This window comes from Streptomyces sp. NBC_01669, from assembly GCF_026339735.1.
Classification (GTDB): Bacteria; Actinomycetota; Actinomycetes; order Streptomycetales; family Streptomycetaceae; genus Streptomyces; species Streptomyces yanii.
On sequence record NZ_JAPEQG010000001.1, the window covers coordinates 3,714,061 to 3,737,388 of the forward strand.

The 23,328-nt window shown below is 69.9% G+C and carries 22 protein-coding genes; 11 read left to right on the plus strand and 11 right to left on the minus strand.

Features of this window, described 5'->3' with window-relative positions; translation table 11 throughout:
- Window positions 1-59: 59 nt before the first annotated feature.
- On the minus strand, window positions 60-848 hold the full coding sequence (locus OG972_RS16340) for a SigE family RNA polymerase sigma factor (RefSeq protein WP_266982265.1): 789 nt from the start codon (window positions 846-848) through the stop codon (window positions 60-62).
- A gap of 183 nt (window positions 849-1,031) precedes the next feature.
- On the opposite strand from OG972_RS16340, the gene afsQ1 reads away from it, so the two are divergent.
- The 5 genes from afsQ1 to OG972_RS16365 all read left to right on the plus strand — a co-directional run bounded on the left by afsQ1 (window position 1,032) and on the right by OG972_RS16365 (window position 4,808).
- A complete protein-coding gene (gene afsQ1, locus OG972_RS16345) occupies window positions 1,032-1,709 on the plus strand; it encodes a two-component system response regulator AfsQ1 (RefSeq protein ID WP_208857454.1) in 678 nt (225 codons plus the stop codon).
- Window positions 1,706-3,244 (plus strand): HAMP domain-containing sensor histidine kinase, encoded by a 1,539-nt coding sequence (locus OG972_RS16350; protein ID WP_266982267.1) that lies wholly within the window; start codon window positions 1,706-1,708, stop codon window positions 3,242-3,244. Before afsQ1 ends, OG972_RS16350 begins: the two co-directional genes overlap by 4 nt.
- Window positions 3,244-3,867: a hypothetical protein gene (locus OG972_RS16355; protein WP_266982269.1), complete on the plus strand. Its 624-nt coding sequence runs from the start codon at window positions 3,244-3,246 to the stop codon at window positions 3,865-3,867. Before OG972_RS16350 ends, OG972_RS16355 begins: the two co-directional genes overlap by 1 nt.
- Window positions 3,868-3,955: 88 nt before the next feature.
- Window positions 3,956-4,510: a VanZ family protein gene (locus OG972_RS16360; RefSeq protein ID WP_266982271.1), complete on the plus strand. Its 555-nt coding sequence runs from the start codon at window positions 3,956-3,958 to the stop codon at window positions 4,508-4,510.
- 94 nt (window positions 4,511-4,604) lie between these two features.
- Window positions 4,605-4,808 (plus strand): PspC domain-containing protein, encoded by a 204-nt coding sequence (locus OG972_RS16365; protein WP_037688377.1) that lies wholly within the window; start codon window positions 4,605-4,607, stop codon window positions 4,806-4,808.
- A gap of 100 nt (window positions 4,809-4,908) precedes the next feature.
- Here the strand turns inward: OG972_RS16365 and OG972_RS16370 are convergent, their stop codons facing one another.
- On the minus strand, window positions 4,909-5,223 hold the full coding sequence (locus tag OG972_RS16370) for a hypothetical protein (protein ID WP_266982274.1): 315 nt from the start codon (window positions 5,221-5,223) through the stop codon (window positions 4,909-4,911).
- A gap of 134 nt (window positions 5,224-5,357) precedes the next feature.
- The gene (locus OG972_RS16375; RefSeq protein WP_266982276.1) at window positions 5,358-6,512 is read right to left on the minus strand and encodes an adenosine deaminase; all 1,155 of its coding nucleotides are present in this window, start codon (window positions 6,510-6,512) and stop codon (window positions 5,358-5,360) included.
- 187 nt (window positions 6,513-6,699) lie between these two features.
- Between OG972_RS16375 and OG972_RS16380 the strand changes: the two genes are divergently transcribed.
- A complete protein-coding gene (locus OG972_RS16380) occupies window positions 6,700-7,377 on the plus strand; it encodes an alpha/beta hydrolase (RefSeq protein ID WP_266990529.1) in 678 nt (225 codons plus the stop codon).
- Between the two features lie 71 nt (window positions 7,378-7,448).
- Here the strand turns inward: OG972_RS16380 and OG972_RS16385 are convergent, their stop codons facing one another.
- The gene (locus OG972_RS16385; protein WP_266982278.1) at window positions 7,449-8,402 is read right to left on the minus strand and encodes a LysR family transcriptional regulator; all 954 of its coding nucleotides are present in this window, start codon (window positions 8,400-8,402) and stop codon (window positions 7,449-7,451) included.
- A 62-nt stretch (window positions 8,403-8,464) separates the two neighbouring features.
- Between OG972_RS16385 and OG972_RS16390 the strand changes: the two genes are divergently transcribed.
- From OG972_RS16390 to OG972_RS16405, 4 genes are all read left to right on the plus strand, one after another.
- Window positions 8,465-9,769: an MFS transporter gene (locus OG972_RS16390; RefSeq protein WP_266982280.1), complete on the plus strand. Its 1,305-nt coding sequence runs from the start codon at window positions 8,465-8,467 to the stop codon at window positions 9,767-9,769.
- Window positions 9,770-9,856: 87 nt separating this feature from the next.
- Complete coding sequence (locus OG972_RS16395; protein WP_266982282.1) at window positions 9,857-10,573, plus strand: L,D-transpeptidase; 717 nt, start codon at window positions 9,857-9,859, stop codon at window positions 10,571-10,573.
- 124 nt (window positions 10,574-10,697) lie between these two features.
- Window positions 10,698-11,687, plus strand: a complete 990-nt coding sequence (locus OG972_RS16400; protein WP_266982284.1) for a sigma-70 family RNA polymerase sigma factor — start codon at window positions 10,698-10,700, stop codon at window positions 11,685-11,687.
- Window positions 11,684-11,959 carry a hypothetical protein gene (locus OG972_RS16405; protein WP_266982286.1) on the plus strand — a complete coding sequence of 92 codons (276 nt, stop codon included), beginning with the start codon at window positions 11,684-11,686 and terminating at the stop codon, window positions 11,957-11,959. The genes OG972_RS16400 and OG972_RS16405 overlap by 4 nt, the downstream gene beginning before the upstream one ends.
- Window positions 11,960-12,048: 89 nt before the next feature.
- Here the strand turns inward: OG972_RS16405 and OG972_RS16410 are convergent, their stop codons facing one another.
- Window positions 12,049-12,402: an STAS domain-containing protein gene (locus tag OG972_RS16410; protein WP_266990531.1), complete on the minus strand. Its 354-nt coding sequence runs from the start codon at window positions 12,400-12,402 to the stop codon at window positions 12,049-12,051.
- A gap of 336 nt (window positions 12,403-12,738) precedes the next feature.
- On the opposite strand from OG972_RS16410, the gene OG972_RS16415 reads away from it, so the two are divergent.
- Window positions 12,739-16,017 (plus strand): S8 family peptidase, encoded by a 3,279-nt coding sequence (locus tag OG972_RS16415; RefSeq protein WP_266990532.1) that lies wholly within the window; start codon window positions 12,739-12,741, stop codon window positions 16,015-16,017.
- Between the two features lie 77 nt (window positions 16,018-16,094).
- Here OG972_RS16415 and OG972_RS16420 read toward each other — a convergent pair whose 3' ends face one another.
- The 6 genes from OG972_RS16420 to OG972_RS16445 form a co-directional block, all read right to left on the minus strand.
- Window positions 16,095-17,372: a thymidine phosphorylase gene (locus OG972_RS16420; protein ID WP_266982287.1), complete on the minus strand. Its 1,278-nt coding sequence runs from the start codon at window positions 17,370-17,372 to the stop codon at window positions 16,095-16,097.
- Between the two features lie 192 nt (window positions 17,373-17,564).
- Window positions 17,565-17,963, minus strand: a complete 399-nt coding sequence (locus OG972_RS16425; protein WP_266982288.1) for a cytidine deaminase — start codon at window positions 17,961-17,963, stop codon at window positions 17,565-17,567.
- On the minus strand, window positions 17,960-19,249 hold the full coding sequence (locus tag OG972_RS16430; protein WP_266982290.1) for an ABC transporter permease: 1,290 nt from the start codon (window positions 19,247-19,249) through the stop codon (window positions 17,960-17,962). Before OG972_RS16430 ends, OG972_RS16425 begins: the two co-directional genes overlap by 4 nt.
- On the minus strand, window positions 19,246-20,361 hold the full coding sequence (locus tag OG972_RS16435) for an ABC transporter permease (RefSeq protein ID WP_037688347.1): 1,116 nt from the start codon (window positions 20,359-20,361) through the stop codon (window positions 19,246-19,248). Before OG972_RS16435 ends, OG972_RS16430 begins: the two co-directional genes overlap by 4 nt.
- Complete coding sequence (locus tag OG972_RS16440) at window positions 20,358-21,950, minus strand: ABC transporter ATP-binding protein (RefSeq protein WP_266982293.1); 1,593 nt, start codon at window positions 21,948-21,950, stop codon at window positions 20,358-20,360. Before OG972_RS16440 ends, OG972_RS16435 begins: the two co-directional genes overlap by 4 nt.
- 270 nt (window positions 21,951-22,220) lie before the next feature.
- Window positions 22,221-23,261, minus strand: coding sequence for a BMP family protein (locus OG972_RS16445; protein WP_266982295.1), 1,041 nt, complete (start codon window positions 23,259-23,261; stop codon window positions 22,221-22,223).
- Between the last annotated feature and the right edge of the window lie 67 nt (window positions 23,262-23,328).

Here is a 23,328-nt window from a genome sequence, read left to right on the forward strand (position 1 = left end):
GTGCCCCCGTAAGCCCGCCGCTTCCCCCGAAGCAGCAGCCCCCGGATCCCCCGCTGCCTTCAGGCCACCAGCTCGCCGAAGGACTCCTCCTCGTCACGGCCGAAGCTCAGCACCTCGTCCTCGCGCAGCCGCCGCAGCGACCGCCAGATGCTCGACTTCACCGTGCCGACACTGATGTCGAGTATCGACGCGATCTCCGGGTCCGTGCGCCCCTCGTAGTACCGCAGGACCAGCATCGTGCGCTGGAGTTCCGGCAGCCGCGCCAGCGCCTGCCAGAGCACGGCACGCAGTTCCGTACCGCGCATCGCGTCCGTGTCGCCCACCGTCTCCGGCAGTTCCTCGGTCGGGTATTCGTTCAACTTGCGTCGGCGCCACGCACTGATGTGCAGATTGGTCATGGTGCGGCGCAAGTATCCGCCGACCGCCGCCTTGTCACTGATCCGGTCCCACGCCCGGTAGGTGGAGAAGAGGGCGCTCTGCAGCAGGTCCTCGGCCTCGAACCGGTCACCGGTCAGGTGGTAGGCGGTTGCGTACAGGGAGGCGCGGCGCTCCTGGACGTAGGCCGTGAACGCCGCTTCGGCGTCCGAGCTCTCCGTCCGGGACGTCCGCTCCCCCGTGACCTCCCCGTACGCGGCTCCCCCGCCGGCTCCCCCGGTTGCGTCGACCACCGTCATACAGGACGTGTGCTGACGCCCGACGCCACGAACGCACCCCCGCCCTGCCCCGAGCTCTCGGCTCCGCTCGAGCAGGGAGGCGCCCCCTCCTGCGCCGGACTTCTCGGTGCCCCTGCCGACGTCGTGGAGACGCGTGACAACTGCGCTTGTGGTCGCGCTGTGCAGTGCGTTCATCTCGCGCCCCCCCGTCGGTGGAATCCGTCCGTTCCTTGTGCCAATGAGCTTGCCCGGGCTGTTTCATGACGCTGTCCGCCGACTGTCACAGACCTGTCACAGGGCCCTCCCATCGGTGCGCCGGATGTATGAGAGCGCTTCAAGTGTCGAACTGAAGCTCCACCATGGGCCAGAATGACCTCCGTGCCTTTCCTGTTGCTGATCGAGGACGACGACGCCATCCGCACGGCCCTCGAACTCTCGCTGTCGCGCCAGGGCCACCGTGTGGCCACCGCGGCGACGGGAGAGGACGGCCTGAAACTGCTGCGCGAGCAGCGGCCGGACCTGATCGTGCTGGATGTGATGCTGCCCGGCATCGACGGTTTCGAGGTGTGCCGCCGTATCCGGCGCACCGACCAGCTGCCGATCATTCTGCTGACCGCGCGCAGCGACGACATCGACGTCGTGGTCGGACTGGAGTCCGGCGCCGACGACTATGTGGTGAAACCCGTGCAGGGCCGGGTGCTCGACGCCCGGATCCGCGCGGTGCTGCGCCGCGGCGAGCGCGAGTCCACGGACTCGGCGACGTTCGGGAGCGTCGTCATCGACCGTTCCGCGATGACTGTGACGAAGAACGGGGAGGACCTGCAGCTCACGCCGACCGAGCTGCGGCTCCTGCTCGAACTGAGCCGTCGTCCCGGGCAGGCCCTGTCGCGCCAGCAGTTGCTGCGGCTGGTCTGGGAGCACGACTATCTCGGTGATTCCCGGCTGGTCGACGCCTGTGTGCAGCGGTTGCGGGCCAAGGTCGAGGACGTGCCGTCCTCGCCGACCCTGATCCGTACCGTGCGCGGCGTGGGCTACCGGCTGGACTCGCCTCAGTGAGTGCTGCCGCCAAACGCAGTCTGCTCGCCGGACTTCGCTGGACCAGTCTGCGGCTGCGGCTCGTCGTCGTGTTCGCACTGGTGGCGCTGACCGCCGCGGTGTCGGCCTCGGGAATCGCGTACTGGCTCAACCGCGAGGCCGTCCTGACGCGGACGCAGGATGCGGCGCTCGGGGACTTCCGGCAGGAGATGCAGAACCGGGCGGCTTCGCTGCCGCTGCGGCCGACCAAGGACGACCTGCAGAACACCGCCGTGCAGATGGCGAGCAGCAGCCCCGGCTACAGCGTGCTGCTCGTCGACAAGCGTGACGGCGGCAAGCCGATCGTGGGCAACTCCGATCTGGACACGTTCACGCTCGACAACGTACCGCTCTCGCTGCAGCGGCAGGTCAACCGGAAGCAGCCGGTGGAGGCGGGCAACAAGTACGCGTACCACCTGTTCTGGCAGCGGACCTCGATCCGCGGTACGCCGTACCTGGTGGCCGGCACGAAGATCATCGGTGGTGGTCCGACCGGCTACATGCTGAAGTCGCTCGACCAGGAACGGCAGGACCTCAACTCCCTTGCGTGGTCGCTGGGGATCGCCACGGCTCTCGCCCTGGTCGGCTCCGCGCTGCTGGCGCAGGCCGCCGCGACGACGGTGCTGCGGCCGGTGCAGCGGCTCGGTGACGCGGCGCGCAAGCTGGGCGAGGGGAAACTCGACACCCGCCTGGTGGTGTCCGGCACCGATGAACTCGCCGATCTCTCCCGCACGTTCAACAAGGCCGCGAGTTCGCTGGAGAAGAAGGTCGCGGACATGAGCGCGCGGGAGGAGTCCAGCCGCCGGTTCGTCGCCGACATGTCGCACGAACTGCGGACCCCGCTCACCGCGATCACCGCGGTCGCCGAGGTGCTGGAGGACGAGGCCGACAGCCTCGACCCGATGATCGCGCCCGCCGTGCACCTGGTGGTCAGCGAGACCCGGCGGCTCAACGACCTGGTGGAGAACCTGATGGAGGTCACCCGCTTCGACGCGGGTACCGCCCGGCTCGTCCTCGACACGGTCGATGTCGCCGACCAGGTCACCGCCTGTATCGACGCCCGGGCCTGGCTGGACGCGGTGGATCTGGACGCCGAGCGCGGCATGATGGTCCGCCTCGATCCGCGCCGGCTCGATGTGATCCTGGCCAATCTGATCGGCAACGCGCTGAAGCACGGCGGTTCGCCGGTACGGGTCGCGGTACGGACCGATGGCGACGAACTCGTCATCGAGGTGCGCGACCACGGCCCCGGCATTCCCGAGGACGTCCTGCCCCACGTGTTCGACCGTTTCTACAAGGCCAGTGCGTCCAGGCCGCGTTCGGAGGGCAGCGGGCTGGGTCTGTCGATCGCCATGGAGAACGCGCACATCCACGGCGGTGACATCACCGCGGCGAACTCGCCGGACGGCGACGGCGCGGTGTTCGTCCTGCGGCTGCCACGCGATGCCGAACAGCTCACCCGCACCGCGCAGGATCACGACGCGGAGGTCCAGGACGAGGAGGGCGGCGCGACGTGATGCGCAGCAACCGTGGTACGCACCGGGCGCGTCGCTCGGCCGGGGCGCTGGCCGGCGCCGTCGTCTGTGCCGTGCTGGCCGCCGGGTGCGGGATCAGGACCACCTCGGTGCCGGTCGACGCCGGGGCCGCGCCGTCGCGGGTGCCGTGTTCGATGTCCGCGGAGGACGTCAGCACAGAGGCGTTGAAGGGCATCCCGGTCCAGGTCTATTTGGTCTGCGCCTCGCAACTGGTCACGGTGGACCGCGCGGTGCAGGTCCACGACGCGAAGTCGGACCGGGTCCGGGTGGCGCAGGCGCTCCTCGACGAGCTGCAGCGGGAACCGGCCGACGACGAGCGCCAGGCCGGCTTCTCCACAACCGTGCCGACGACGCTCCGGATCAGCGAGGCGCGTCGGGGCGATCCGGCGACCGCGCTGCGGCTCAGCGAGCAGCCGGAGGACCTGCCGTCGCAGGCGCTGGCGCAGATCGTGTGCACCTACGCGGAGAGCGAGTCGCTCGCCACGGACGGCACGGTGATGCTCGGCGGCCCCGGGAACTACGCACCGCGCGGCTATCTGTGCACCTCGGAGACGAAGGCCCGGCCGGAGTCCGTGCCGACGCTCGGCGCGCTCGAGCTGCCCTGACGGCCTCCCCCGCCTGTCGCGCCACCCCCGCCCGGGTTTCCGGGGCGGGGGCGGAACCGATCCCGCCGGTGGGGGCGTCCTGGGAGGCGTGGGTCAAGGTTCGGACGGCCAGGCCGTCATCCGCTTCCGCGCGGCCGGGGGGTTCCTCCTCCTCGCGCATCTGCTGCTGGTCGGGTGGCTGACTCTGCGCCCGCTGGACGTCCCGTGGGTGACAGCGGCGAATCTTCAACCGCTCGCCGGCATCAGGGCGGACCTGTCCCTCGGCCCGGCCGCGGCGGCGCACCGGATCGGTGGGGGACTGTTGTTGCTGGCACCGCTGGGGGTGCTGCTGCCGATGGCCGGGGGCCGGCTCTTCGTCTCCCCGTGGGCCTCGCTGGCGCGTACGGTCGCCGCCGGGTCGCTGATCTCGCTGACCATCGAGCTGGCGCAGACCGGGGTGCCGGGGCAGGTCGTCGATGTCGACTCGCTGCTGCTGAACACGGTCGGGGTGGCGCTGGCCCATCTGCTGGTGGTGCCGGTGTTCCGGAAGCGGCTGCGCCGCCGGAAGCAGGAGCAGCGGGTGCGGGGGGCGATTCCCCGCCCCAGGGAGGAGACCTCTCAGGGGTCGACCCCGACGATTTCCAGGGTCGGTATCGCACCGTAGAGCGACGCTTTGCCCCCGTTCGCGGAGCCACTATGGAGACATCGGGAGCACGACGGAGCTGCTCCCCAGCAGACGGTTCGCGAAGGAGCCCACCATGGCCGCACTTGCCCGCCCCCGTGACGGACGCATGATCGGCGGAGTGTGCGCAGCGCTGGCACGGCGCTTCGGCACGTCCGCCGGGACCATGCGCGTGATCTTCCTGGTCTCTTGCCTGCTGCCCGGCCCGCAGTTCCTGCTCTACCTGGCGCTGTGGCTGCTGCTGCCGGCCGAGAAGTCGTCGGCGGCGACCGCCTGGTAGGGGGGCCGTCCGGCGGATCATGGCCGGACATCCCCCTGGACGCGCACGTGGGGCGGACACCCGGACCGGGTGTCCGCCCCACGTGCGTGGGTGCGGGGGGTCAGCCGCCGAGCGGGAGACCGTTGGTCGACAGACCGTTGGCCTTCACGCCGCCGGCGGGCAGTCCGCCGAGCAGGCCCCCCAGCGGTGAGGTGGCGTCGTGGACGACTTTCGTCTGACCGCTGCCGAGGAGCTTGGTGGCCGTGTCCTGGACCGGCAGGCTCTGGGTCGCGGTACCCAGCGCGGAGCCGGCGACGGGCAGGGCGGACGCGGCGTCGACGGGCAGCGCGGACGCCGAGGCGGTACCGGCGGCGGCAGCGGCGAAAGCGGCGCCGAGAGCGGCGACACCGAGAGTCCTGGCAGCAGACTGCTTCATGTGGAATTCATCCTTGGGGAAGGGGATGTGAGCGGCTCTGCAAACTAGTCAGCCCACGACCGGTCCCGCAAACATGCCGGACACGCCGAACGGCCGGGATTTGATCGTCCCGGCCACTCGGCACAGAGCGTGAATCAGCCCGCGGGGGACGAAGAGCCGCTGGTCGCAGCGGTCTGCTCGAAGAGCCACTCGGACTTCAGCTCGGCATATCCGGGCTTGATCACGTCATTGATCATCGCAAGACGTTCATCGAAAGGAATGAACGCTGATTTCATCGCATTGACTGTGAACCACTGCATGTCGTCGAGCGTGTATCCGAAGGTCTCGGTCAGCCGCTCGAATTCCCGGCTCATGCTCGTACCGCTCATCAGCCGGTTGTCCGTATTCACGGTGAGGCGGAAATGGAGCCTCCGCAGCAGCCCGATGGGGTGGTCGGCGTATGAGGCGGCGGCACCGGTCTGAAGGTTGGATGTCGGGCACATCTCCAGGGGGATGCGCTTGTCCCGTACGTACGAGGCGAGTCGGCCGAGCGTCACGCTGCCGTCCTCGGCGACCTCGATGTCGTCGATGATGCGGACGCCGTGGCCGAGGCGGTCGGCGCCGCACCACTGGAGCGCCTGCCAGATCGACGGCAGACCGAAGGCCTCGCCCGCGTGGATGGTGAAGTGGTTGTTCTCGCGCTTGAGGTACTCGAAGGCGTCGAGGTGGCGGGTGGGCGGGTAGCCCGCCTCGGCGCCCGCGATGTCGAAGCCGACGACACCCAGGTCCCGGTAGCGGTTGGCGAGTTCGGCGATCTCCAGGGCGCGGGCGGCGTGCCGCATCGCGGTGAGCAGGGCGCCCACCCTGATCCGGTTGCCGTCCTGACGGGCCCGGCGCTCACCCTCGCGGAAGCCCTCGTTGACCGCCTCGACGACCTCTTCGAGGGTCAGCCCGGATTCCAGGTGCTGCTCGGGGGCGTACCGCACCTCCGCGTACACGACACCGTCCGCGGCCAGGTCCTCGGCGCACTCGGCGGCCACCCGGAACAGGGCGTCCCGGGTCTGCATGACGGCACAGGTGTGGGCGAACGTCTCCAGGTAACGCTCCAGCGAGCCGGAGTCGGCCGCCTCGCGGAACCAGATGCCGAGCTTGTCCGGCTCGGTCTCGGGAAGGGCTTCGTAGCCCGCGTCACGGGCCAGGTCGACGATCGTGCCGGGGCGCAGACCGCCGTCGAGGTGGTCGTGGAGCAGCACCTTGGGGGCGCGTCGGATCTGGTCGGTGCCGGGCACGTGCAGGGTCGGGCTCATCATCTGGGCACTCTAGCGCCTACGCGCGTAGAGCGCCGCGCGCCGATGCGTAACAGTGACCGCGAATACGGGTGGAGTACACCTCTCCTTCTGACACTGTTCTGTCATGGGACAGCGCGCACTTCCCCTGCCTGCTCCGAGGCTGGGACGGGCCGTGAAGACGGCCGGAGCACAACCTGCGGTCAGCGGAGTGGTCCTGCTGCTCCCGGACGGCGAGGCCCACTCGCACCGCCGCCCTTCCTCCCTGTCGTACGCACTGCAGCTGCCGCTCGCACGGACCCTGGCCCGTGCCGGCCAGGACGACGGGCTGGCCGCGCATGTCGTGCACTACCGCTGCCGGGGCTGGAACGCCACGGACGCGCAGCTCGCGGCGGACGCGGAGTGGGCGGTGGGAGAGGTCGTACGACGCTACGGCGACATCCCCGTCTGTCTGGCCGGGCACGGCATGGGCGGCCGGGCGGCGCTGCGCGCGGGTGGCCACGCGGCGGTCAACTCCGTTCTGGCGATGGCTCCTTGGCTGCCCGGGGAGGCCTCGGCTGAACCGGAACCGGTGAAGCACCTGCTGGGCCGCCAGGTGTTGCTCGTCCACGGCACGAACGACGCCCGGTCCGACCCGGAGTTGTCGTTCCGGCTGGCCGAGCGGGCCAAGAAGGCCAACCGGGACACCTGCCGCTTCGAGGTCCACTCGGACGGTCACGCGCTGCGCCAGCACCGGTCCGAAGTGGTGGCGCTGGCCACGGACTTCGTACGGGGTTCGCTGTTCGGCCGGGCCTACGCACGACCGGTCGCCGACGCGCTGGCGGCGCCGCCGCCACTGGGGCTGCGGATGCCGCTGGCTGCGGGGTTCGGGCGGTCGCTGGGGTCTTAGAGTGCCCGGCAGATGGAGGGCGGCTCGCGATGTGTGCGGACACGCCTCGGCCTCGCATCCCCGTCCGCGGGTCAGTCGGGCAGCAGGTGCCCTCTGCGCGACAGCAGGAACTGCTTGAACGCCGCCACCGGGGGTGTGTCCGGGTGGCCGTCCAGCCAGGCCACGCCGATCTCGCGGGCCGCGCGGGGGGCCGTGACCGTCAGTTCGACCACGCCCGGGCGGGCCACCGCCGGGGGCGGCAGCAGGGCGACACCCAGGCCCGCCGCGACCAGGCCGCGCAGGGTCTCCGCCTCCTCTCCCTCGAACGCCACGCGCGGGGTGAAGCCCGCCTCGGCGCACAGGTCGTCGGTGATCCGCCGCAGGCCGTAACCGGGCTCCAGGGTCACGAACGCCTCGTCCGCCGCCTCCGCCAGGCGGATCCGCCTGCGGGAGGCGAGGCGGTGGTCCTCCGGGACGACCAGACGCAGCCGCTGCTCGTCGAGGCGGCGGGCAACCAGGTCGGGGGCGTCCGGGACGGGGGAGGTGAGGCAGAGGTCGAGGCCGCCGGCCCGGAGGCGTTCGATCATCGCCTCGCCGTAGTTCTGCACCAGCTGGAAGCGGACCCGGGGATGGTCGGCACGGAAGGCGCGGAGCAGGGCGGGGACGGTCTCGGAGCCCATGGTGTGCAGGAAGCCGAAGGCGACCTTGCCCGCCGTCGGATCGGCATCCGCCCGTACCGAGTCCGCGGCCCGCTCCACCTCGGTGAGGGCCCGCTCGGCGGAGCCCAGGAAGGTGCGACCCGCGGGGGTGAGCGAGACGGTACGGCCCTTACGGGCGAACAGGGCGACGCCCAGGTCCTGTTCCAGCCTGACCATGGCCCGCGACAGTGTGGACTGCGGGACGCCGAGCTCGTGCGCGGCGCGCGTCACATGCTCGTGGCGGGCCACCGCCTCGAAGTACGCGAGCCGCGGCGCGAGCACTGCGCGAATGTCTTCTTCGTAACTACTCGGTGACAGTCGAGGCTGTGAGCTGTGTTCATGCACCATAGGATTAATTATCGCAAGTTCGTGCATTGGACGCATGAATCAGAGAGATCTACTTTCGATGTATGTCTCCTGCCAGTACCAAGGCGTCCACCCTCACGCTGGACGCCGCAGCCCCGTCATCGCCCGTCGCGCCCGTTTCCTCCCCTGACCGGCTGGAGCCCGGCCGGCCCGGCTACCGCCGGATGAGCTTCGCGCTCTTCGCCGCCGGTGTCGCGACGTTCGCACTCCTCTACTCCACCCAGGCACTGCTGCCCGCCGTCTCCGCGGGATTCGGCGCCACGGCCGGACAGGCCAGCTGGACGGTCTCGGCGGCGACGGGTGCGCTGGCGCTGTGTGTGCTGCCGATGAGCGCGCTCTCCGAGCGGTTCGGGCGGCGGCAGATGATGACCGCCTCGCTGACGGTCGCGGTACTGGTCGGGCTTCTCGTCCCCTTCGCCCCCTCGCTGGGCTGGCTGATCGCCCTGCGCGCCGTCCAGGGCGCGGCCCTCGCCGGCCTTCCCGCCTCCGCGATGGCGTACCTCGCCGAGGAGGTGCGGCCGAAGGCGTTGGTCGCCGCGATCGGACTGTTCGTGGCGGGCAACAGCATCGGCGGCATGAGCGGGCGCATCCTCACCGGCTGGATCGCCCAGCTGTGGGGCTGGCGGGCGGCGCTCGGCGCGGTCGGGCTGCTGGCCGTGGCCTGCGCGGTCGTCTTCCACTTCATGATCCCGAGGGCCCGTCACTTCACGCCCGGTTCGCTGAACCCGAAGGCCCTGGCGAAGACGGTGGGCGGACACCTCGCCGACCCGTTGCTGCGCAGGCTGTACGCGATCGGCGCCCTGTTCATGACGGTGTTCGGGGCGGTCTACACGGTGATCGGCTACCGGCTGGTCGGGGAGCCGTTCCACCTCCCGCAGGGTGTCATCGGCTCGATCTTCCTCGTCTACCTCGTCGGTACGGTGTCGTCGGCCGCGGCCGGCAGGCTCGTCGCCCGGCTCGGCCGCCGGGGCGCGCTCTACCTGGCCGTCTCCACCACCGCCGCCGGTCTGCTGCTCTCCCTCGCCGACCAGCTGATCGCCGTACTTCTCGGTCTGGTCCTGATCACGGCGGGCTTCTTCGCCGGGCACGCGGTCGCCTCGTCGTCCGTGAGCCGGACCGCGACGACCGGCCGGGCACAGGCATCGGCGCTCTACCAGTCCGCGTACTACCTGGGCTCCAGCGCGGGCGGCACGCTCGGCGCGATCGCCTTCCACGCCGGCGGCTGGGCAGGCACGGTGACGCTGGGTCTGCTCGCGGTCCTCGGAGTCGTCTCGATCACGCTGTACGGGTCGCGGGTCGCCCGCGCCGAGCGGCGGTACCTCGCCCCGGTGGCGTCAGTACAGAACTGAGACATACATACGCACAACCACCGACTCCCCTTCGCGCGTCTATGAGGCGTAATCAACGCACTGCGACGCGAAGGGGAGTTGGCGTACATGGCAGTCGTAGGGAACATGCGGGGAGTCCGGACGCGGCGCGCGGTCGCGCTGTCCGTCGCCGGGCTGATGGCGGCGCCGGCGCTCGTCCTGGGCGGTGGCACGGCGGCGCAGGCGGCGTCCTGCACCACATCCACCGGGCCGTACCAGAAGCAGGTCGAGAATTATCTGAACCGGCCGGTCGACGGCAAGCAGTCGGCCGCCGACTGCAAGGCGATCCAGTCCTTCCAGCGCGCCTACGGGGTCACCCCTGACATCGGGTACGCGGGACCGGTCACCTGGCGGACGATGAAGACGCTCACGGCCCAGAAGGCGGCCGGCAAGAACCCCAACAAGGACAGGAAGTGCCCCACGAACAAGGGGCGCATCGCGTGTGTGGACCTGACCCGGCAGCTGAGCTGGATCCAGGACGGATCGAAGCTGAAGTTCGGTCCGGTGCCGATCCGCAGCGGGCGGAACGGCTACGAGACGCGCACCGGTTCGAAGAAGATCTACCTGCGGCACATCAAGCACTGGTCGTCGCTGTACCACGTGTGGATGCCGTACTCCCAGTTCTTCGACGGCGGGCAGGCGTTCCACTCGGTGAATCTGAAGATGTGGAACCCGCCCGGCTCGCACGGCTGCGTCAACATGCGGGACGCGGACGCGAGGACATACTGGAACCTGCTGAAGAACGGCGACGACGTGTACGTGTACGGGCGCAAGCCCGGAACGTGACCGGAATCGGGAACGTGACCGGAGACCGGGCGGCTTCGGCACTTCCCACCCCCGTTGTCAGTGGCCTGCGGTAGCTTCCGAAGTGCCGAAGTGAGCGGCGTCACAGCACAACAAGGGTGGAGCGATGAGTGATCTGACGGCACCAGCGGATATCGACAGCCGTCTGGAGGGACACCGGGTCGAACTCACCGGTTACTGCTATCGCATGCTCGGCTCGGCCTTCGAGGCGGAGGACGCGGTACAGGACACGCTGGTGCGCGCCTGGCGGAACTTCGACAAGTTCGAGGGCCGCTCCTCACTGCGCTCCTGGCTCTACCGGATCGCCACCAACGTCTGCCTGGACATGCTGAACGCGGGGAAGAAGCGGGCCCGCCCGGTCGACCTGACGGGCCCGACACCGCTCGCCCAGGCCGCGCTCAACCCGCTCCCGGAGAACACCTGGCTGGAGCCGATGCCGGACGGGCGGATCCTGCCGTCGGTGGCCGACCCGGCGGAGGCCGCGGTGGCCCGGGAGTCGGTGCGTCTGGCGTTCGTCGCCGCGCTGCAGCATCTTCCGCCCAAGCAGCGTGCCGTGCTGATCCTGCGCGAGGTGCTGGCGTGGAAGGCGAGCGAGGTCGCCGAACTGCTCGACACGTCGGTCGCCTCGGTCAACAGCGCCCTGCAGCGGGCGCGGGCCACGCTCACGGACAGTCGGAGCGCGGCCGCCGACACCGCTGATCCGCTCGACGAGAAGCAGCGCAAGCTCCTTGAGCGGTACGTCGCGGCGTTCGAGGGCTACGACATGGCGGCGCTGACCGCGCTGCTCCACGAGGACGCCGTGATGACCATGCCGCCGTTCGACCTCTGGCTCCAGGGGCACGACGACATCACGGGCTTCATGGTCTCCATAGGTGCGGGCTGCGAGGGTTCCCGCCTGGTGGCGACCGTGGCCAACGGCACCCCGGCATTCGCACAGTACAAGCCGAATCCGGACGGTCCGGGATTCGTGCCGTGGGCGGTGCAGGTCATCGACATCTCGGACGGTGCGATCACCGGCATGCACTGCTTCCTGGACACGCCCCGCTGGTTCCCGCTCTTCGGCCTGCCCGACCACCTCGAGGCCGGGGCGGCGTGACGCGGCGGCCGCGGCAGCGGCACGTGTGGGTGGCCGGCTGGGTGGTGCTGGCGCTCGGCGGCTGGGGGGTCACGCAGTGGCTGGGCGAGCCCGTCGCCACCGAGGGGCCCCGCCCGACCCGTCCCCCTGCCTCCGGCGCCGAACCGGGACCGCAGCCGGAGCACTCACACGACGCCTGCGACGGCCACGTGGTAGCGAGAGCGATGCCGACACCGCACTCCACGGCCTCCGCAGCCCCGCTGCTGGCGGTGGACTGCGCGCGGGCCGACTGACGCCGGGGAGCGGGGCCGGGCACCTCAGAGCCTGTCGGGTGACCTCTGATCGGGCGGCCACGCCCGATCAGAGGTCACCCGACAGGCTCTCAGCCCTGCTCCCCCAGGTCCACCACATCGGCCAGCCCCACCAGGTCCAGCAGATGCTGCAGGTCGGGCGGCACATTGCGCAGCCGGAGCCGTCTGCCGCCCGCCCGGCGCGCGATGAGCCCCAACCGCGCTATCGCCTCGACCAGGGCCAGATCCGCCTGGACGACCCCGCCCACATCGCAGTCCACACCCGCGTCCGCGTCGCGGACGGCGCCCTCGGGTTCGAAGAGCAGCGCCTCCAGCTCGGCGCAGAGTCCCGGCACGGCCGCACGGGTGACGCGGCCGGTGACGACGAGAACGATCGGGGTCTTGGATTCCACATCAGACAGACCGGTCCGGCGGCCGAAACTCATCGCTGCGCCGCCGGGCTCCTCCTCTCCGGCGCCGACCTGCTGTCCGCCACATCCGTACGTCGGGACCAAGGGCTGTCCCGTCATCCCTGGCGGGGCACCCACCCCGAATCGATGCATTTCCGTCAACTGTGTTCAGCAGCAGCACGCGTGTGAACCCGCGCGGTCAATTCCCCCTCTAGGTACGTGAACCGGCGAGCACCGGTGCCACACCGGGGCGCGCGGACCAACGGTTCCGAGAGACCACCTCATTCTCCAGGGGGAGAGTTGCGCAGACACGTGAGAAACGCGTGGGTTTCGACCATCGCCACGGCAGCCGCCGTGGCGCTCGCAGCCGGGATGACCACCCCGGCCATGGCGCAGCCGGAGCCGGCCCGTCCGGCCGCCGGAACCAAGTCCGTGCCCCGGCATCAGTTGACGCTGATCACCGGCGACCGGGTCTCGGTGGACGCGAAGGGCCGGGTCGTGGGCTTCCGGCCCGCCGAGGGACGCGGGCGGATACCCGTGCAGCGGCAGATACGTGACGGGCACACCCTGCTCATACCGGCCGACGCCCACCGGCTGATCAGCTCCGGAAAGCTGGACCGCCGGCTGTTCGACGTCACCGAGCTGAACCGACCGGAGAACCGCAGGGCCCAGCGCGAGGGCCTGAAGCTGATCGTCGGCTACCGGGGCGCACAGGCCGCCGCCGCGAAGGCGGACGTCCGGGACGCAGGCTCCACCCGGGTCGTCCGGACTCTGAAGTCGCTGAACGCCCAGTCGGTGACCACTCCGAAGAGCGATGCCACGGACATCTGGCAGGCGCTCACCAGCAAGACCTCCCAGGGCGCCCAGCGCATCACCGCGGCCGGCATCGACCGGGTCTGGCTGGACGGGGTGCGCCGGGCGAGCCTCGACAGGAGCGTGCCGCAGATCGGTGCGCCGACCGCCTGGAAGGCCGGTTACACCGGCAAGGGCGTCAAGATCGCCGTACTGGACACCGGCGTGGACGCCACCCACCCCGACCTCCAGGGCCAGATCCTCGAGTCGAAGAACTTCTCCCCGTCGCCCGACACCAAGGACCGGGTCGGGCACGGCACCCATGTGTCCTCGATCGCGGCCGGTACGGGCGCCAAGTCGGGCGGCAGGTTCAAGGGGGTCGCACCGGACGCCAAGCTGCTCGAGGGCAAGGTCCTCGACGACGAGGGCTTCGGAGACGACTCCGGCATCCTGGCCGGCATGGAGTGGGCGGTCGCGCAGGGCGCCGACATCGTCAACCTGAGCCTCGGCGGTCTCGACACCCCCGACATCGACCCGCTCGAAGCAGCGGTCAACAAGCTGTCGGCCGACAAGGGAGTCCTGTTCGCCATCGCGGCAGGCAACGAGGGCGACGGCCCGGGCACGGTCGGTTCCCCGGGCAGCGCGGACGCCGCACTGACCGTCGGCGCCGTCGACGACAACGACAAGCTGGCGGACTTCTCCAGTCGCGGACCGCGCATCGGCGACGGCGGCATCAAGCCCGATGTCACCGCACCCGGCGTGGACATCACGGCGGCCGCCGCACCCGGTTCGGAGATCGACCAGGAGGTCGGCCAGAACCCGCCCGGCTATCTGACGATCTCCGGCACGTCGATGGCGACCCCGCATGTCGCGGGCGCCGCGGCACTGCTCAAGCAGGAGCACCCGGAGTGGAAGTACGCCGAGCTGAAGGGCGCGCTGACGGCCTCCACCAAGCCGGGCGCGTACACGCCGTTCGAGCAGGGCACGGGCAGGATCGCCGTCGACAGGGCGATCACCCAGACCGTCATCGCCGACCCGGCCTCGGTCGGCTTCGGGGTGCAGCAGTGGCCGCACACCGATGACGCGCCGGTCACCAGGAAGGTGACGTACCGCAACCTCGGGACGACCGACGTCACCCTCGGCCTCGCGGTGACGGCCACCGGCCCGAAGGGCAAGCCGGCCCCGGCCGGCTTCTTCACCCTCGGCGCCGAGCAGGTCACCGTCCCCGCGGGCGGCACGGCCGACGTACCGCTCACCGTGAACACGAAGCTCGGCGGCACGGCGGACGGCACCTACTCCGCGTATGTCGTCGCCACCGGCGGCGGCCAGAGCGTCCGCACCGCGGCCGCGGTCGAGCGCGAGATCGAGTCGTACGACCTCACGATCAAGACCATCGGGCGTGACGGCAAGCCCGCCACGTACTACGACAACAACCTCTACGGCGTCTCCGGCACCGCGGCCGGCGTCTGGCTGAACCCGGCGGGCACCGACGGGACGGCCAAGGTCCGTGTCCCCAAGGGCGGCTACGTGCTGAACTCGGCCGTCTACGTCGACCCGGAGAATGCCGCCAAGGGCATCGACTGGATCACTCAGCCGAAGCTGGACGCCACCAAGAACCTCACCGTGACGCTCGACGCCCGCAAGGCGAAGCCGGTGACCTTCACGCTTCCCGCCACCGGCACAAAGTCCCTGCTGGCCGCCCCCGACCTCCAGTTCGACGGCAAGGACGGCGGCTTCAGCTACGGCTGGTGGCTGGATTCCTACAAGGGCTTCCGCAGCGCGCACGTCGGCCCGAAGGTCACCGACGGCTCGCTCTCCCAGCACTGGCTGGGCACCTGGACCAAGGGATCCTCGACCCGCTACGACGTGGCGGTCGGCGGTCCGGTGACGCAGGCGGCGACCGGCTACACCCGGAAGTTCACCAGCGGTCAGCTGGCGAAGGTCACGATCGGTCTCGGCGCGCCCGCCAGGGGCAAGACCGGATCGATCGCCGCCTGGGGCACGTTGCCCGGCATGTACGACGGCATCACCGCGTGGACGAACCAGCCGGCCCCCGGGACCCACACCGTCTATGTCTCCACCGCCGACAAGGTGAAGTGGAACTTCGACTTCGAACAGGAGGGCGGCCTCGACCAGGACGGCTTCCCGCTGTCCGAGGCGGATTACTCGCTCGGTGACCCGCAGACCCTCAAGGCGGGCAAGACATACCCGAAGCGGGTCAACACCGCGGTGTTCGGCCCCGCGCTCACCGAGGGGTACGGGTTCTTCCGCAACGGCAACGAGATCCTCGGCGCCCTGCCGCTCGTGGCCGACGGCAACGGGAACATCGGCCGGTCCGCGTACAGCTCGGTGAAGACCGTCCTGTACCGCAACGGCACCAAGCTCGCCGAGAACAAGGACCCGCTGGGGGGCGAGGTCCCCTTCACCGTGCCGTCCGGCGCCGCCGACTACAAGGTGACGACCTCGGTGCAGCGCAACGTCAGGCTCTCCGCCGTCTCCACCCGGATCGACGCGAGCTGGACGTTCCGGTCGAAGAAGACCAGCGACTTCACCGAACTTCCCGCCTCCACGGTGCGGTTCACGCCCCATGTCACCCTGGACAGCAGGGTCACGGCCGGCCGGACCGCTTCGGTGCCGGTGAAGGTGCAGGGTGCGGCCGCGGGCAAGAACCTCAAGTCTCTTGTGGTGTACGTCAGTTATGACGCCGGCAAGAACTGGAAGAAGGTCACGGTCACGTCCGGCAAGATCTCCGTGAAGAACCCGGCCAAGGGGAAGTCGATCTCCTTCAAGGCCAAGGTCACGGACAAGAAGGGCAACACGTCGTCGGTGTCGATCTACCACGCCTACTTCGGCAAGTAAGCGCCCCGATCGCATGGCGGCGGCCCGCCGGGACGGATCTCTCCGTTCCGGCGGGCCGTTCGCGTGCTCGGGCGGTGTTACGCGATGCGCTCGCGCACCACCGGCGTCGGCGTGAACTCCGTGCCGGCCGGGGCGATGTCGAACGAACCGGGCAGGGCCTTCAGCGCGTACTCGAACTTCTCCGGGGTGTCCGTGTGCAGCGTCAGCAGTCGCTGGCCCTCGGTCACCGTGTCGCCCGGCTTGGCGTGCATCTCGATGCCCGCGCCCGCCTGCACCGGGTCCTCCTTGCGGGCCCGGCCCGCGCCGAGACGCCAGGCGGCGACGCCGATGTCGTATGCGTCGAGGCGGGTCAGCACGCCGGAGGCCTGGGCCGTCACCACGTGCTGCTCGCGGGCGACCGGGAGCGCGGCGTCCGGGTCGCCGCCCTGGGCGGAGATCATCCGGCGCCAGACGTCCATCGCGGAGCCGTCCGCCAGGGCCTTCTCCGGGTCCGCGTCCTTGAGCCCGGCCGCGTCCAGCATCTCGCGGGCCAGGGCGAGGGTGAGGTCGATGACGTCCTTCGGGCCGCCGCCGGCCAGGACCTCGACCGACTCGCGCACCTCCAGGGCGTTGCCCGCGGTCAGGCCGAGCGGGGTGGCCATGTCGGTGAGGAGTGCGACCGTCCGCACACCGCTGTCGCTGCCCAGCGCGACCATGGTGGAGGCCAGTTCGCGGGCGTCCTCGATGGTCTTCATGAAGGCGCCGGAGCCGACCTTGACGTCCAGGACGAGCGCCCCGGTGCCCTCAGCGATCTTCTTGGACATGATCGAGCTGGCGATCAGCGGGATGGCCTCGACGGTGCCGGTGACGTCGCGGAGCGCGTACAGCTTCTTGTCGGCGGGGGCCAGCCCGTCACCGGCGGCGCAGATCACGGCTCCGGTGGTGTCCAGGACGTTCAGCATCTCGGCACCTGAGAGGTGGGCGCGCCAGCCGGGGATGGACTCCAGCTTGTCGAGCGTGCCTCCGGTGTGGCCGAGACCGCGGCCGCTGAGCTGCGGCACGGCGGCGCCGCAGGCGGCGACCAGCGGGGCGAGCGGCAGGGTGATCTTGTCGCCGACGCCGCCGGTGGAGTGCTTGTCGGTGGTGGGGCGGGAGAGCGCGTCGAAGTTCATCCGCTCGCCGGAGGCGATCATGGCGGCGGTCCAGCGGGCGATCTCCGTACGGTTCATGCCGTTCAGCAGGATCGCCATGGCCAGCGCGGACATCTGCTCGTCGGCGACCTCACCTCGGGTGTATGCGTCGATGACCCAGTCGATCTGCTCGGGGCTCAGCTCGCCGCGGTCCCGCTTGGTGCGGATGACGGAGATGGCGTCCATGTCCTGGGTGTCCTTCCGGCCGGTACGTACGCAAGAGTCCCGAATGACTCTACGCGCATAGAGGGTGGAGACGGGTGTGGCCCTCCCGAAGTTTCAGGAGGGCCACGGGAGTTCTGGGCCTGTCTTTCGGATCAGGCCGGGCTCGCGGGCCCTGGCACGCAGCCCGATCCGGCCTGATCCGAAAGAGAAGCTCTACCTGAGATGGTCCGGCCCGAATGCCTGCGGCAGCATCTCGTCGAGCGTACGGAGGCCGTCCGGGGTCTCCAGGACGAGCTCCGGGCCGCCGAACTCGTACAGCAGCTGACGGCACCTGCCGCAGGGGACCAGGATCTCGCCCGCCCCGTCCACACAGGTGAAGTGGGTCAGCCGGCCGCCGCCGGTGGCGTTCAGCTGCGAGACCAGGCCGCACTCGGCGCACAGGCCGAGTCCGTACGAGGCGTTCTCGACGTTGCAGCCGACCACCGTGCGGCCGTCGTCGACGCGCGCCGCGACGCCGACCGGGTAACCCGAGTAGGGGGCGTACGCCCGGGACATGGCGTCCCGGGCGGCGACGCGCAGTGCGTCCCAGTCGACGTCGGCAGCCGCGGTCACTTGCCCTGGCCCTTCCGGTACCGCATGCCGTCCGCCTTCGGCATCCGCAGCCGCTGCGCGGAGAGCGAGAGGACGAGCAGCGTGACGATGTACGGGGTGGCGCTCACGAACTCGGTGGGCACCGTGTCCGTGGCGAGGTACCAGACCAGTACGGCGGCAGCGATGACGGCACTGACCGCACCCTGGACGAAGCTCTTGCGGTAGAGCTTCCAGGCGGCGAGCACGGCCAGCACGACCACCAGCAGGAGCAGCAGCGCGTGGACGGACTCGCCGCCGTTGCGCAGCTGGAGCGCGTCGGCGAAGCCGAACAGGCCCGCGCCCATGGCGAGACCGCCGGGCCGCCAGTTACCGAAGATCATCGCGGCGAGACCGATGTAACCGCGGCCGCCGGTCTGGCCCTCGTTGTAGATGTGCGAGGTGACCAGGGAGAGGAAGGCACCGCCGAGTCCGGCCATGCCACCGGAGATGATCACCGCGATGTACTTGTAGCGGTAGACGTTCACCCCGAGCGACTCGGCGGCGATCGGGTTCTCGCCGCAGGAACGCAGCCGCAGCCCGAACGAGGTCTTCCACAGGACGAAGAACGTCACGACGAACAGGATCACGGCCAGGACCGTCAGCAGCGACACGTTGGTGACCAGACCACCGATGACACCGGCCACGTCGGAGACGAAGAACCAGTGGTGCTTCTCGATCGAGTGCAGCCAGTCCGACAGGCCGGGGATCGTCACCGAGGTGATGTCGTCCGCCGGAGGCGACTGCTTGGGGCTGCCGCCCTTGGCCGCCGCCTCGCCCGTGTTGAACCAGAGCTTGGCGAAGTAGGTGGTGAACCCAACCGCCAGGATGTTGATGGCGATACCGGAGATGATGTGGTCGACGCCGAAGGTGACGGTCGCGACGGCGTGCAGCAGCCCGCCGAGCATGCCACCGATGATCCCGGCCAGCACACCGAGCCACGGGCTGGTCTGCCAGCCGGCCCAGGCGCCGAAGAACGTACCGAGAATCATCATCCCTTCGAGGCCGATGTTGACCACACCGGCACGCTCGGCCCACAGGCCGCCGAGACCGGCGAGCCCGATCGGCACGGCCATCGCGAGCGCCGCGCTGATCTGCCCGGCCGAGGTGACGTCCTGGGCGCCGGTGATGGCGCGTACCGCGGACAGCGCGAGCAGCGCGCCCGCGACGATCAGCAGAACGACGGGGAAGGAGAGGCGGGTGCGGCCGCCCTTGCCACCGGAGACCTTGGGGGCCGCGGGCGGCGGGGTGGAAGTCGCCGTGGCGGTCACGCCGACACCTCCTGCTGGTCGGAGTTACGGGCGGCCTGTGCGGCGAGTTCCGCGCCGACCTTGCTCTGCTGGCGCTTGAGTCCGTAGCGACGGACGACTTCGTAGGCGATGACGACGCACAGGACGATGACGCCCTGGATGACGCCGACGATCTCCTTGTCGTACCCCTCGAACTCGAGCTTTCCGGTACCGCGCTCCAGGAAGCCCCAGAGCAGCGCGCCGAGCGCGATGCCGATGGGGTGGTTGCGGCCGAGGAGGGCGATGGCGATACCGGTGAAGCCGATACCGATGGGGAAGTCGCCGCTGTACTCGTAGCTGTCGTTGAGCAGCGTCGGCATACCGACCAGGCCCGCCACCGCGCCGGAGATCAGCATCGACGTGACGACCATCTTCTTGACGTTGACACCGCTGGCCTCTGCCGCGGAGCCGGACTGGCCGACCGTACGCAGATCGAAGCCGAACCGGGTGCGCGAGAGCGTGAACCAGTAGGCGATGCCCGCGACGACCGCGACCACGATGAAGCCCCAGACGGGCGTCGGGGTGGTCGGGAACTCGAAGAAGTGCGAGGACTCCGGGAGCGGGGTGGTGGAGATCTTCGTGCCGGCCTCGTCAAGGTGACCGAGGCGGCCCTGTTGGAGCAGATAGCCGATGATGGCGGTCGCGATGGCGTTCAGCATGATCGTCGAGACGACCTCGCTGACGCCGCGGGTGACCTTGAGGACACCGGCGATCCCGGCCCACATCGCGCCGACGATCATCGCGGTGAGGATGATCAGCGGGATCTGGAGGGCGCCCGGCAGGGTCAGCGCGCCACCGACGGCGGCGGCGAAGAAGGCGGCGAGGCGGTACTGGCCGTCGACGCCGATGTTGAACAGGTTCATCCGGAAGCCGACGGCCACCGCGAGACCCGCGAGGTAGTACGTCGTCGCCTTGTTGAGGATGTAGACCTGGCTGTCCGACTTCACCCCGTAGTCGAACATGATACCGAACGCGCTGAACGGTTCCTTGCCGGTGGCGGCCAGCACGAGGGCGGTCACCAGGAAGGCGACCACGATCGCGAGTACGGGGGCCGCGATCCCCAGGAGCAGCCGCTCCTTGTCGAACTTCTTCATCGGTCCTCTCCCCCGTCCCGGGGGTCGGTGTCGGCGGTGTCCGGACCGGACTCCGCATCCGTCCCGGACTCGGCGGGCGCTTCGAGATGGCCGGAGGCCGCTCCCGTCATCGCCGAGCCGAGCTCCTCCGGGGTGATGGTCGCCGGGTCGGCGTCCGCGACCAGGCGGCCGCGGTACATGACCCGCAGGGTGTCGGAGAGTCCGATCAGCTCGTCCAGGTCGGCGGAGATCAGCAGCACCGCCAGGCCCTCGCGGCGCGCCTCGCGGATCTGGTCCCAGATCTGCGCCTGCGCGCCGACGTCCACGCCCCGGGTGGGGTGCGCGGCGATCAGCAGCTTCGGGGCGTGGCTCATCTCGCGGCCGACGATCAGCTTCTGCTGGTTGCCGCCGGAGAGCGAGGCGGCGGTGACCTCGATGCCGGGGGTGCGGACGTCGTACTCGCGCACGATCCGCTCGGTGTCCGCGCGGGCAGCCTTGAGGTCGAGGAACGCGCCCTTGCTGTTGGGGCGCTCGGTGACATGGCCGAGGATGCGGTTCTCCCAGAGCGGGGCCTCCAGCAGCAGTCCGTGCCGGTGGCGGTCCTCGGGGATGACGGCCATGCCGTCCTCGCGGCGCTTGCGGGTCGGCGTACGGGAGATGTCGGCGCCGTCCAGGGTGAGTACGCCGGTGTCGAGGTGGCGCATGCCCATGATCGCGTCGACCAGTTCGGACTGGCCGTTGCCCTCGACGCCCGCGATGCCGAGGACCTCACCCTTGTGGATGGTGAAGGTGATGCCGTCGAGCACGGCACGCACCACCCCGTCCGGGTCGGTGGCGGTCAGCCGCAGGTCGTCGACGGTGAGCATCGGCGTGTCGGTGACGGTCGACTCGCGGGTCTCCGGCGACGGCAGCTCGCTGCCGACCATCAGCTCGGCGAGCTGCTTGGGCGTGGTGTTCGCCGGGTCGGCGGTGCCCACCGTCGTACCGCGCCGGATGACGGTGATCTCGTCGGCGACCGACAGCACCTCGCCCAGCTTGTGCGAGATGAAGATGACCGTCAGGCCCTCGGCCTTGAGCTCGCGCAGGTTGTCGAAGAGTGCGTCGACCTCCTGCGGCACGAGGACGGCGGTCGGCTCGTCGAGGATCAGGGTGCGGGCGCCGCGGTAGAGGACCTTGAGGATCTCCACGCGCTGCCGGTCGGCGACCCCGAGGTCCTCGACCATGACGTCCGGACGGACACCGAGGCCGTAGGCGTCGGAGATCTCCTTGATCCTGGCGCGGGCCCGGTCGCCGATCCCGTACAGCTTCTCGGAGCCGAGGACGACGTTCTCCAGGACGGTGAGGTAGTCGGCGAGCATGAAGTGCTGGTGCACCATACCGATGCCGCGCGCGATGGCGTCACCCGGGTTGTGGAACGAGACCTGCTCGCCGTCCACCGCGATGGTGCCCTCGTCCGGCTTCTGCATGCCGTACAGGATCTTCATCAGAGTGGACTTGCCGGCGCCGTTCTCGCCGACGAGAGCGTGGACGGTGCCGCGACGCACGGTGATGTCGATGTCGTGGTTGGCCACGACTCCGGGGAACCGCTTGGTGATGCCGCGGAGCTCCACGGCATGGGGACTGCTGGACGCGTTGATGGCGCACTCTCCTTGGCAGGAGCGGAGGGCGGAGGCGATGGGGTGGGAGGCGGGGGAGCGAAAAAAGGTACCGCGCCCGGAACACGCTACGCGCGTAGCGTCCCCGAATCGTTGGCCACCCGGTAGAAGGTGGCCGACCGTGCGTGTACGGCTACGTTCCGGTCCGGGCCGGAAGCCGTACGCGAATCGGGGCCCGGCCGAGCAGCCGAAGCAGCTCCCCCGGGCCCCGATCGACGGGTCGGATCAGGTCGTGGTCTTGACCGTGATCGTGCCGTCGACAATCTTCTTCTTCGCCTCGTCGAGCTTGGCCTGGATGTCCGCGAGGTGGTCACCCGTGGTGGTCAGCGAGACGCCGCCCTTGGCCAGGGAGTACGTCTGAACGCCGGTCAGCGCCTTGCCGTCCTTGACGGACTTGACCAGGTCGTAGACACCGGCGTCGACGTTCTTGACGACCGAGGTCAGGATCGTGTCCTTGTACTTCGCCAGCGCCGGGTCCAGGGCCTGGTCGGAGTCGACACCGATGGACCAGGCGCCCTTCTTGCCCGCGACGGCCTCGATCGAACCGGCACCCGAGCCGCCCGCGGCGGCGAAGATGACGTCCGCACCCTTGTCGAGCATGCCCTTGGCGGCTTCCTTGCCCTTGTCGGGGCTGCCGAAGCCGGACAGGTCCGAACCGGTGGACAGGTACTGGATCTGCACCTTGGCCTTCGGGTTCGTGTCCAGGACACCCTGCTGGAAGCCCGCGGCGAACTTCTTGATCAGCGGAAGGTCCACACCGCCGATGAAGCCGACCTGGCCGTCCTTCGACTTCAGCGCCGCCGCGACACCGGCGAGGTACGAGCCCTGCTCCTCGGTGAAGACGATGGAGGCGACGTTCTTCGCGTCGGAGACCGAGTCGACCAGGCCGAAGTTGACCTTCGGGTACTTCGGGGCGATCTTGTCGACCGCGTCCTTGTACGCGAAGCCGATCGCTATGACCGGGTTGTAGCCGCCCTCGGCGAGCGACTGCAGACGCTGCTCGCGGTCGGCCGGGGTCTCACCGTTCTTGGCGGTGAGCTCCTTCGTCTGGGCCTTGAACTCGGCCTTGGCCTTGTCCAGACCACGCGCGGCGGAGTCGTTGAACGAGTTGTCGCCCCGGCCGCCCACGTCGTAGGCCATGCCGATCTTCATCTGGCCCTTGTCGGAGCTGGTGCTCTCCTCGGACGAGCTGCCGCACGCGGTGGCGGTGAGCGCGAATGCTGCAGTGATGGCGCACGCAGCGGTGATCTTGGATACCCGGCGCAAGGGAAGGCTCCTTCAAACCTGACCGAAGCGCCTCTTCCGGCGCTGGTTTCGCCGCGATCGTAACGCG